This is a genomic window from Brevundimonas sp. UBA2416 (assembly GCF_002343105.1).
GTDB lineage: Bacteria > Pseudomonadota > Alphaproteobacteria > Caulobacterales > Caulobacteraceae > Brevundimonas.
On sequence record NZ_DDRM01000047.1, the window covers coordinates 49,292 to 59,724 of the forward strand.

Sequence of the window (10,433 nt, forward strand, 5' to 3'; positions counted from 1 at the left end):
CCGGGCTGATGGATATCGGCCTCTAGCTCGTCAGGGGGGCGGCGAAAACCGCGATCAGCTCGGGATAAAAGGCCGCCAGAGTGGGATAGGTGGCCCGATCGGCTTCGTAACGGCGCAACGCGGCGTAGACGGCGGGGGCGTACGCGAAGCCGCCCTCGACTTCCTTCCGGATCGCCGCCTCGCCTTCCGCCTCCCCCCAGCGACGCGCGATCAGCCGGGCGGTCAGGCCACGGATCACATGCTCGCTGACCGCGACGTGCCACTCCGAATACCCGTTTCGCTGCATGGCGCGCGCGATCGGAGCCAGATTCGCTGCGCTGGCGTCAATGTCGGCCCGGGATGCGGCGGTCAGTGGATTCACAACCAGATGCGCGAACTCGTGCGCGGCCAGCTCGGAGAGCCTCCGCTCGTCTCCGAAATCCGGCTGGCCCTGGGTTGCTGCTGCTGGACCAATAAAGGCAAAGGCCTCCGCCCGTCCTCCCGGCAGGTCATAAAGCGCCGCGAACCCACCGTCGTGAAGCAGGGGCCCGAGCACCACGGCCGCATGGTCGATCCGCTGGCCGGTGTAGGACTGCAGGTCCAGGCCAAGCGTGGTCACGCCCGGTCGCGCTCGTTCCGCGAGGGTGCGATATTCGCCCTCATGCGCGCGATAGAAGCTCTCGAAGTCGCTGACCTGGGCGAAATCCCGCATCGCGGCGATCAGTTCAAGCAAACGGGCCTCGCCGCCTGCCGCGGCCGCGATCGCGGGGGTGATCGGCATCCTCTGGTCCAGCGCGGGCGGCGGAGAAAAGCGCAAGACTGCGTCCGGCACGTCACTGAACCGAAAATCCCCCGCGCTCATCTCCCTGAACAAGGTCACGGCGCGATGATTGGCGTGAGGGGCGAAATATGACGCCACTTCGCGCTTGTAGGTGGTGTCGTGCTGTGTGGTCAGGAAATAGCCGCTGAGCAGCTGGATGACGCTCAGCAACTCTATACGCCGATCCACACTGACCTCGATGGTGCCGCTGCGTGAGCCGGCGACCACGTCCGGCTGCAGGCGGGCCCGTGTCCCAGCGTCCCCGGCGCAGCCAGCCAGAGCCAGACTCAAAGCCGCCAGCAGTCCGCCAGCCACACGCCTTCGCATTATCCGACTTCCCCGACGGAACCTTCACCATAGAGATGGACAGATCAGGCCGTGGGGTCAACACGCGCGCCTGCGGCGGTCCATTCGTTGGCTCGGGCCGAGGGCGTGATCGGAACCGGGGGGGACTGCGTCCGGATCCCGCAAGAGTGGGTGCGGAAACCGCGGAAGTGGAAGCCCGCATGCGGGTCAGCCGGCTGGTTCCAGCATTCCATCCGGCCCGCCTGTAAATCGCCGCTCTCTTGCGCCATAAGCTGCGCTCAAGCAGCGAGCGACCGCGTCGCGAGCGTTAGCGCCCACTTAGAAATCCCGCGATGAAGTTTCTCGACCAGGCCAAGATCTATATCCGCTCCGGCAACGGCGGGGCGGGCGCCGTCTCGTTCCGGCGGGAGAAATTCATCCCGAACGGCGGGCCGGACGGCGGCGACGGCGGCAATGGCGGCAACGTCTGGATCACGGCCATGGACGGCCTGAACACTCTGATCGACTTCCGCTACCAGCAGCATTTCAAGGCCCAGACCGGCGTCCACGGCATGGGCCGGCAGATGCACGGCGCCAAGGGCGAGGACATCATCCTCAAGGTCCCCGTCGGCACCCAGGTGCTGGACGACGACAAGGAGACCGTCCTGCTCGACATGGACTACGCCGGCAAGACCGAGATGCTGCTCAAGGGCGGCAACGGCGGCTGGGGCAACGTCCATTTCAAGGGCCCGTCCAACCAGGCCCCCGCCTACGCCAACCCCGGCCAGGAAGGCCAGGAACGCTGGATCTGGCTGCGGCTGAAACTGATCGCCGACGTCGGCCTGGCCGGCCTGCCCAACGCCGGCAAGTCGACCTTCCTCGCGGCCGCCTCGGCGGCGCGTCCGAAGATCGCCGACTATCCGTTCACGACGCTCGTGCCCAACCTCGGCGTGGTCGATCTGTCGCCCACGGAGCGGTTCGTCATCGCCGACATCCCCGGCCTGATCGAGGGCGCGTCGGAAGGCGCCGGCCTCGGCACCCGCTTCCTCGGCCACGTCGAGCGGTCGGGCTGTCTGATTCATCTGATCGACGGCACCCAGGACGACGTCGCCGGCGCCTATCATACGATCCGTCACGAGCTGGAAGCCTATGGCGCCGGTCTGGCCGAAAAGGCCGAGGTTCTGGCGCTGAACAAGGTCGACGCCCTGACGCCCGAGGCGCGCGAGGAGAAGGCCGCCGCGCTGGAGGCCGCCTCCGGCCGCCGGCCCATGCTGGTGTCGGGCGTTTCGGGCGAGGGCGTGACCGCGCTGCTGCGCGCGGCCTGGACCGAGGTGCGCAAGGACCGCGGCGAGATTGCCCCGGCCGAGACGGACGAGACCGTCATGGAAACGCCCGGCGGCTGGGAGCCGTAGCTTTTCGTCATCCTCCGGCCAGCGGCGAAGCCGCGCAGACCGGGGGACCCAGCGGCGCGCGAGAGCGCGACACTGTCGAGAGCGCCATCGCTGGACACAGCGGTGTTTCGCCGCGGTCGCGGCGCCGCTGGGTCCCCCGGTCTCGCTTCGCTCGCCGGAGGATGACGAAAGCATAAGGGTGCGCATACAGGCGACATCGATAAAGCGCCGTGTTAGCTCCCTTGTGAGCATAAGCCCCCGCGAGCCCGACTTGTCCTTCTTTCACGCCGGACCCGCGCCCAAAGCCAACGGCCCTCGGCCCGGCGCCCTGCGCGACGGGCTGGACCTGTCGCCGGGGATGGCGGTCGGCCTGTTCGGGGGCTCGTTCAATCCCGCCCATGACGGACACGCCCATGTCGCCGAAACGGCGATGCGGCGGCTCGGGCTGGACCGGGTGATCTGGCTGGTGTCGCCGCAGAACCCGCTGAAGGACGCCCGCGACAGTGCGCCGCTGGCCGAACGGATGGCCTCGGCGCGCGCGGCGGCGAGGCTGGCGTCGGCGGGCCCCTCCATGGTCGTCTCGGACTTCGAGACCCGCGCCGGCACCCAATGGACCGTCGATACCCTGCGCGCCCTGACCGCGCGGCACCCCGGGGTGCGCTTCGTCTGGCTGATGGGCTCGGACAATCTGGCCAGTTTTCACAGATGGCGCGGCTGGACCGACATCATGCGGATGATGCCGATGGCGGTGATCGCCCGCCCCGGCAGCCAGCTGGACAGCCGCACCGCCCCCGCCGCCGCGCGCTTCGCCGCCGCGCGGGTGCCGTCCGGCCGTGCACGGCTGCTGCCGGACCTCGAGGCGCCCGCCTGGACCTATCTGACGGCCCCGCTTAACCCCCGCTCCTCAACCGCGCTGCGGGCCGCGCGTGACGCCGCCGCGCGTTTGTGATAGGCTTCTGCTTTAGTAATCTCCCCGGAGCCCTCCGCTGACCCCCTCGCCCGCGCACGACGCGCAAGACACCGCCGCTTCCAACGCGGCGCACGAGATGGACGAATTCGACTCCATCCGCTCCGAAGACGGTCCGCAGGCTCCCCTTCCCGTCGGCTCCACCGCTCTGGAAACGGCCATATTGTCGCGTCTCGACGACGACAAGGCCCAGGACATCGTCCTCATCGACCTGAAGGGCAAAAGCCCGATGGCCGACACCATGATCATCGCCTCCGGACGGTCGCACCGTCACGTCGGCGCCCTGGCCGACCACCTTCAGCGCGCGCTGAAGGAACAGGGTCTGGGCAAGGTCAAGGTTTCGGGCCTGCCGCACTGCGACTGGGTGCTGCTGGATGCGGGGGACGTCATCGTCCACCTGTTCCGTCCGGAAGTCCGCGCCTTCTACAACATCGAAAAGATCTGGTCGGTCGAGAGCGGCCACCGCGTCGACGCGCGCGCCTGATCTCCTGATCCCAAGGCCCTGAACCCATGAAGCTGGCCGTCATCGCCATCGGCAAGCCGGGGCGGGGACCCGAGGCCGTGCTGGCGGCTGACTACGCCGAGCGCGCCACCCTGGCCGGACGAGCGCTGGGCCTCGGCCCGCTGGAACTGATCGACCTGGAGCCGCGCAAGCCGGGCAAGGCGCCGGAGGCCGAGCTGATCCTCAAGGCCGCCGAGGGCGCGCACCTGATCGCCTGCGATGAACGCGGCAAGACCTTCTCCAGCCGCGCCTTCGCCGACCATATCGCCGGGCTGCGCGACCGCGGCGAGCGGCGGCTGGTCTTCGCCATCGGCGGGGCCGACGGGCTGGACGAAAGCGTGCGTGCGGCGGCGGGATCGACCCTCGCCTTCGGTCCCCAGACCTGGCCGCATGCGCTGGCGCGAGCCATGCTGGCGGAGCAGCTGTATCGCGCCGTGACCATTCTGGCCGGATCGCCCTATCATCGGGATTGATGCGCGCGCCCCTCCTGATCCTCTGTCTGAGCCTGATCGCCCTGCCGGTGGCGGCGATCGCGCGCCAGTCACCGCCGACCGACGAGGTCAAACGGCTGCAGGGCGAGTTCCGTGACGAACGGGCGCGCGCCCTGCGGCTGCGCGCGGAGGCCACCGAGGCCGCCCGGGAGATCGCCGGGCTCGAACGACAGCTGGCCGAGTTGCGCGCCGCGGTCGGTCAGGATGACGCCGTCATCGCCGGCCAGAGGGCGCGACTGCGCGAGCTGAGTGCGCGCGAGGCGGCGCTGGTGGCCCAGCTGTCGCGGGCGCGGGGGCGTCAGGGCCGGCTGCTCTCCGCCCTGCAGATGATGAGCCGACGGCCGCCGCCGCCGCTGCTGGTGCCCGCCGACAAGGCGGTGGATACGGTGCGGGCCGCCATACTGATGCGGGCCATGGCGCCGGCGCTGCAGGACCGGGCCCAGGGGCTGGCCGACCGCCAGGCCGAGGTGGTGCGCGTGCGGCGGCTCAGCGCCCTGAACAGCGAGCAACTCTTCACCACCGAAAGCGCGCGGGGCGACCGGCGCGCGGAAATCGAGGCCCTGACCGGACGCAAGACCGCGCTTCAGGCCGTGTTGAGGGCCGAGGCCGAGGGCGCTGAACGGGCGACCCGCGTGCTGGAGGCGCGGCTACGATCACTGGGCGCGGCCGTCCCGCCCGTCGGGACCGAGAGCGAGCCCGCCGCCACGCGCCTGCCCGCCGGGCGCAGCCGCCTGACCGCGCCGGTCGAGGGCGCGCCGTCGCGCCGCTTCGGTCAGGGGTCGAGCGGCTGGAGCTGGCGCGCCGACGAGGCCGAGGTCCGTGCCCCGGCCGCCGGACGCGTCGCCTTCGCCGGGCCGCTGAGCGGCTGGGGACAGGTCGTCATCCTCGATCTCGGCCCCGGCTGGCGCGCGGTGATCTCGGGCCTGGACGAGGTTTCGGTCGAGGCCGGCGCCCAGGTCGCGGACGGCCAGGCCCTGGGTCGAACCGGCGCGGACGGCGAGGCGGCGTTCGAGCTGCGCCGCGACGAACGCCCGATCGATCCGGCGCCGTGGCTGAGGTGAGTGATTGGTGGCTAGTGGCTGGTGGCTAGTGGCTAGTGGTCAGTGACTCGTGAGAAGCGCGCCTGTCTCACCCGTCACCGGTGCACCCACTCGTCACTAGCCACTAACCACTCGCCACTCCCTCCCGGCGAAACCGCTTCCCATCCGCCGATGACGCTGATTTTATCGGGGAATCGCTGATCGGCCACGTTTTCGTCGCCGGTCGGTCCGTAACTGCCCGACCAAGAGCCGCCTCCCCGTTCGCTGAAAGAGACCCGATGCGTAAATTGTTGCTGGTTGGCGCCGCCGCCGTGACCCTGGTGGGGCTCGGCGCCGCGACCGCCACGGGCCAGACGCCGCGCAACGAGGCGTTCCGGATGCTGGCCCTGTTCGGGGATGTGCTGGGCATTGTCGAACAGGCCTATGTAGTGCCGGTCGACGACAAGAAGCTGATCGAGGCGGCGCTGCAGGGCATGATGGGCGCCCTCGACCCCCACTCCAACTATCTGCCGCCGGCCGGCTTCGACGAGCTTCAGGAGCGGACCTCGGGCGCCTATTCGGGCGTGGGTCTGACCATCCAGGCCGAAGGTGGGCTGGTGAAGGTGATCTCGCCCATGGACGGCGGCCCGGCCGCCCGCGCCGGCGTCAACGCCGGCGACGTCATCTCCTCCATCGAGGGCCAGAGCGCCGCGGGTCTGACCGTCAGCCAGGTCTCCGAAAAACTGCGCGGGGCCGTCGGCACCTCGGTCCAAGTCACCTTCCTGCGCGACGGCGAGGAGCCGCGCGAGGTCACCCTGACGCGCGAGGTTATCCGGATCGACTCGGTCACGGGCCGGTTGGAGGGCGAGTTCGCCTATCTGCGCGTCTCGACCTTCAATGAGAACACCGGCCGCGAACTGGGCGAAACCATCGCCCGGCTGAAGGCCGAGAATCCGCGCATCAAGGGCTATGTACTGGACCTGCGCAACAATGGCGGCGGTCTGCTGGACGCGGCCATCGCCGTGTCCGACGCCTTCCTGGAGCGCGGCGAGATCGTCAGCCAGCGGGGGCGCAAGGCCGACCAGATCCAGCGCTACGGGGCCCGGCCGGGCGACCTGACCGGCGGCCTGCCGCTGGTGGTGCTGATCAACTACGGCTCCGCCTCGGCCTCGGAGATCGTCGCCGGCGCCCTGAAGGATCACCAGCGGGCGACGATCGTCGGCCTGACCAGTTTCGGCAAGGGTTCGGTGCAGACCGTCATTCCGCTGCGCAACGGGGCCGACGGCGCCCTGTCGATCACCACAGCGCGCTATTTCACGCCGTCGGGCGCCTCGATCCAGAAGATCGGTATCGAACCCGATCTGGAAGTGTCGCGGTCGCTGGCCGAGGCGCGGATCGTGTCGCGGTCGAACTTCATCTATTCCGAGGCCGCCTACGCCACGGCGCTGGACTCCTCGATCGGCGCCGAACGCCGCGGGCCGCACACCCCGCACGAGGCGCCCGGCGAGGACTGGCCCGAGGACAAGGATTATCAGCTCGAGCGGGCTTTCGACGTGCTGCGCGCCGGCGGCAACCTGGCCCAGCTTGCGGCCGCGCCGGAGGGAATTGTGGTGACCGCACCCGGCACCGCCCTGGCCGCGGCCGAGCCGGAGCCCACGCCGGAAAACTGACGCCGCCGGGGACGGCGCATGGCTAACGGCGCGTTAGGCTTTCTTAACCGACGCAAGCCACTGTGAGCCTTGAAGGAGTCCGCTTCGCGGACCCCCGTTCGAGCGTCCAGTCCTGCCCATGTTCGCCAAGCGCCAGTCTGTCCTCGCCACCACCGCCGGAGCGCCCCCGGTGCGCCGGTCGTTGCGCGAAATCCTCGCCCCTGTCGGCCGCATCCTGAAGAAGCCGCCCGTCGCCGTGGCCGGCGCGGGTCTGTTGCTGCTCGCCGCCGCCGCCCTGTTCATCACCGTGCTGGGCGACCCCCGCGCCGGCGCCCCATCGGCCCGCGCGGCGCTCAAGCGCGAGGTCGCCGTGGCCGCCCCGGCGCCAACCGGGCTGGAGGCCTTCTCCGTCGGCGCCTATGGCTCGTGGCAGGATCTGGCCGGAGACGGCGCCGCCGTCGATCCCGCCTTGGGCGGCGAGGCCGTCATCACCCTGCCCAACGGCGCCACTGTCTCCGGCAATGGCACGCCCGTGACCGCACCGCGCGTCGCCGCCAGCCCCCTGCCCGCAGCCCCGATCGCCGGCCTCAGCCAGCCGGGACCCAACGGCCCCCTGCCGGCCATCGCTGCGGACGGCCGGGTGCCGGCCCAGGCCTATGCCCGCCCGTTCCGCTCCAACGGCCGCCCGCGGGTCGCTATCATCGTCGGCGGCCTCGGCCTCAATGCCGTGACCACCCGCGCCGCCATCGAACGCCTGCCGGCCGAGGTCACCCTAAGCTTCGTCCCCTATGCCGAGGGCCTGCAGGGCTGGATCGATCTGGCCCGCGCGCAAGGCCACGAGGTCATGCTGGAAATGCCGATGGAGCCGTCGGGCTATCCCGACAACGATCCCGGCCCGCATACCCTGCTGGCCTCGGCGGAAGCGGCCGATATCCAGGCGCGGATGAACTGGCTGCTCGGACGGGCGACCGGCTATTTCGGCGTCACCAACTATATGGGCGACCGTTTCGCAGCCTCGGATGCGGGAATGTCCGCCTTCATGACCGTCCTGCGCCAGCGCGGGATCGCCTTCCTTGACGACGGCTCGATGAGCCGCCGTCCCGGCGCCTGGGCCCGGGCCAGCGCCAACCGCATCATCGACGAGGAACAGAACCCGACCGCCATCGTCGCCCAGCTGAACGCCCTGGAAGCGCTCGCCAAGGGCAACGGCCAGGCGCTGGGCACCGGCTTCAGCTATCCGGTCACGGTCGAGGCCGTGGCCCGCTGGACCGCCGACATGGACGCCCGCGGCCTGCAACTGGCGCCGGCGTCGGCGATGACGCAGCGGCCGGGAAGATAGGGATGAGGGATTAGGGATCAGGGATTGGAAGCAGCCTCTCGGCTCCGTCCCGCGCCAAACCCCCTTCCCTCCCTCATCCCTAATCCCTAATCCCTCATCCCTATGACCGACCTCTCCCGCTACCGCCCCAACGTCGGCGTCGTGCTGTTCCATCCGGACGGGCGCGTCTGGTACGGGCGCCGGGTCGCGACCGAAGGCCCTCATAACTGGCAGTTCCCGCAGGGCGGGGTCGACGACGGCGAGGACCTTGAGGCCGCCGCCCGTCGCGAGCTGTTCGAGGAGACCGGGGTGACTTCAGCGGAGCTGATCGCCCGCACCGAAGAGTGGATCGCCTACGACTTCCCTCCCGACTACGGCGGCTCGAAACAGGCCCGCGGCTGGGCCGGCCAGAAGCAGCAGTGGTTCGCCTTCCGCTTCACCGGTGACGAGTCCGAGATCGATCTCGAGGCCCACGGCGAGATCGAGTTCGACGCCTGGCGCTGGGGCCCGCTCAGCGACGCCCCGGACCTGATCGTGCCGTTCAAGCGGGCCTGCTACGAACAGGTCGTAGCCGTGTTCGCGCCGCTGGTGGTCTAGGCGGCGGCACAGCCCTGCGGCTTGAGCACCCGTTTCGCCGAGGCCGGATATTTCGCCATCAGGTGCGCCGGTCGGACCGGTCTCGCGCTGAACCCCCCGCCGCAGTTGGGGCAGACGCCCTTGAGCGCCCTGTCCACGCAATCGGCGCAGAAGGTGCATTCAAAGGTGCAGATACGGGCCTCGGCGCTGTCGAATGGCAGGTCGCGATCACAGCATTCGCAGTTGGGACGGAGCTCGAGCATGGCCCGAAGCTAACGCCGCTACTGGCTGGGCGCCAGACGCATGAGAACGATCCCGCTGACGATCAGCAACGCCGCCAGCACCCGCCACAGGCTGAGATGCTCCTGCAGGAAGACCACGCCGACGATGAAGGCGCCGACCGCGCCGATGCCGGTCCAGACCATATAGGCCGAGCCCATCGGCAGGGACTTCATGGCCAGGGCCAGCAGGCCGAAACTGGCGCCCATGAAGGCCAGGGTCGCTACGCTGGGCCACAGGCGGGTGAAGCCGTGCGACTGCTTCATGAAATAGGCCCACACGATCTCGAGCAGGCCGGCGATGATGAGATATGTCCAGGCCATGACGGCCCTCCGTGCAAAGGGCCGGGCCGTCCCGGACTTTGCCCGCGATCCAGGATCGCCGGGGCGAGGACGTGGCCTCGTCTGCAGGGGCTATCTAGGGCACCCGTCGGGAGGGTCAAGGTCCGCACACCTTGTCATCCCGGCCGAACCCCGGCGAAAGCCGGGGGAAGAGCCGGGACGCGACCGGCACCCACAAACAGGAAATCCCGGGCAGCTCGGAGAGCTGAACCGGGATCCGGGTGGCTTCAACCCTGCTCCCGGACAGTCGCTGCGCGCCTTCCGGGAGGAGACTTGTCGAGAGGGTCGCGTCCCGGATCGCGGCTTCGCCACGTCCGGGATGACAAGGTGTCAGGCGGCCGCCGTCACTTCCGAGGCCTGTTCGGCCAGGATGGTCAGGCCGGCCGGGGTCACGTCGGCGAAACCGCCGTGGACCTCGAACTGGCGGCGCGACCCGCCGTCGATGACCGTGACGACGCCTTCGCGCAGGGCGGTCATGAAGGGCGCGTGGTCGGCGAGGACGCCGAAATCGCCCTCGACGCCGGGCGCGTCGACCTGGTCGACGAGGCCGTTGAAGACCTCGCGCTCAGGCGACACCAGCGAGAAGCTGAGCTTGCCGGCCATGGATCAGGCCGCCTCGGCGGCGAGCTTCTCGGCCTTGGCGACCGCTTCCTCGATGGCGCCGACCATGTAGAAGGCGGCTTCCGGCAGGTGGTCGTATTCGCCGGCGACGATGCCCTTGAACGAGCGGATGGTGTCTTCCAGCGAGACGAATTTGCCGTCGGCGCCGGTGAACTGCTCGGCCACGAAGAAGGGCTGCGACAGGAAGCGCTGGAT

Annotated in this window: 12 protein-coding genes and 1 pseudogene; 8 read left to right on the forward strand and 5 right to left on the reverse strand. The window is 69.7% G+C overall.

Features of this window, described 5'->3' with window-relative positions:
- Positions 1-22: 22 nt before the first annotated feature.
- A complete protein-coding gene (locus B3E43_RS16040; RefSeq protein WP_292031310.1) occupies positions 23-1,114 on the reverse strand; it encodes a DUF4932 domain-containing protein in 1,092 nt (363 codons plus the stop codon).
- A 323-nt stretch (positions 1,115-1,437) separates the two neighbouring features.
- Here B3E43_RS16040 and obgE point away from each other — a divergent pair, with 323 nt between their 5' ends.
- The 8 genes from obgE (at position 1,438) to B3E43_RS16080 (ending at position 9,018) form a co-directional block, all read left to right on the forward strand.
- A complete protein-coding gene (obgE, locus tag B3E43_RS16045) occupies positions 1,438-2,496 on the forward strand; it encodes a GTPase ObgE (RefSeq protein WP_292031311.1) in 1,059 nt (352 codons plus the stop codon).
- Between the two features lie 250 nt (positions 2,497-2,746).
- Positions 2,747-3,424 (forward strand): nicotinate-nucleotide adenylyltransferase, encoded by a 678-nt coding sequence (locus tag B3E43_RS16050; protein ID WP_292031313.1) that lies wholly within the window; start codon positions 2,747-2,749, stop codon positions 3,422-3,424.
- A 97-nt stretch (positions 3,425-3,521) separates the two neighbouring features.
- Entirely contained in the window at positions 3,522-3,926 is a 405-nt protein-coding gene (gene rsfS / locus B3E43_RS16055) for a ribosome silencing factor (RefSeq protein ID WP_292031315.1), read from the forward strand.
- 26 nt (positions 3,927-3,952) lie between these two features.
- Complete coding sequence (gene rlmH / locus B3E43_RS16060) at positions 3,953-4,417, forward strand: 23S rRNA (pseudouridine(1915)-N(3))-methyltransferase RlmH (RefSeq protein ID WP_292031316.1); 465 nt, start codon at positions 3,953-3,955, stop codon at positions 4,415-4,417.
- Entirely contained in the window at positions 4,417-5,496 is a 1,080-nt protein-coding gene (locus B3E43_RS16065) for a murein hydrolase activator EnvC family protein (RefSeq protein WP_292031318.1), read from the forward strand. The genes rlmH and B3E43_RS16065 overlap by 1 nt, the downstream gene beginning before the upstream one ends.
- 257 nt (positions 5,497-5,753) lie before the next feature.
- Positions 5,754-7,124 carry a S41 family peptidase gene (locus B3E43_RS16070; protein WP_292031320.1) on the forward strand — a complete coding sequence of 457 codons (1,371 nt, stop codon included), beginning with the start codon at positions 5,754-5,756 and terminating at the stop codon, positions 7,122-7,124.
- 118 nt (positions 7,125-7,242) lie between these two features.
- Positions 7,243-8,442: a divergent polysaccharide deacetylase family protein gene (locus B3E43_RS16075; protein WP_292031321.1), complete on the forward strand. Its 1,200-nt coding sequence runs from the start codon at positions 7,243-7,245 to the stop codon at positions 8,440-8,442.
- A 102-nt stretch (positions 8,443-8,544) separates the two neighbouring features.
- Positions 8,545-9,018 (forward strand): RNA pyrophosphohydrolase, encoded by a 474-nt coding sequence (locus B3E43_RS16080; RefSeq protein ID WP_292031323.1) that lies wholly within the window; start codon positions 8,545-8,547, stop codon positions 9,016-9,018.
- On the opposite strand, the gene B3E43_RS16085 is transcribed toward B3E43_RS16080, so the two are convergent.
- The 4 genes and pseudogenes from B3E43_RS16085 to B3E43_RS16100 all read right to left on the reverse strand — a co-directional run.
- Positions 9,015-9,260, reverse strand: coding sequence for a DUF1272 domain-containing protein (locus B3E43_RS16085; RefSeq protein ID WP_292031324.1), 246 nt, complete (start codon positions 9,258-9,260; stop codon positions 9,015-9,017). The genes B3E43_RS16080 and B3E43_RS16085 overlap by 4 nt on opposite strands.
- An 18-nt stretch (positions 9,261-9,278) precedes the next feature.
- Entirely contained in the window at positions 9,279-9,599 is a 321-nt protein-coding gene (locus tag B3E43_RS16090; RefSeq protein WP_292031326.1) for a DMT family transporter, read from the reverse strand.
- Between the two features lie 348 nt (positions 9,600-9,947).
- Positions 9,948-10,220 (reverse strand): ATP synthase F1 subunit epsilon, encoded by a 273-nt coding sequence (locus B3E43_RS16095; protein WP_292031328.1) that lies wholly within the window; start codon positions 10,218-10,220, stop codon positions 9,948-9,950.
- Positions 10,221-10,223: 3 nt separating this feature from the next.
- Positions 10,224-10,433, reverse strand: a pseudogene (locus tag B3E43_RS16100) (F0F1 ATP synthase subunit beta); the annotation flags it as partial.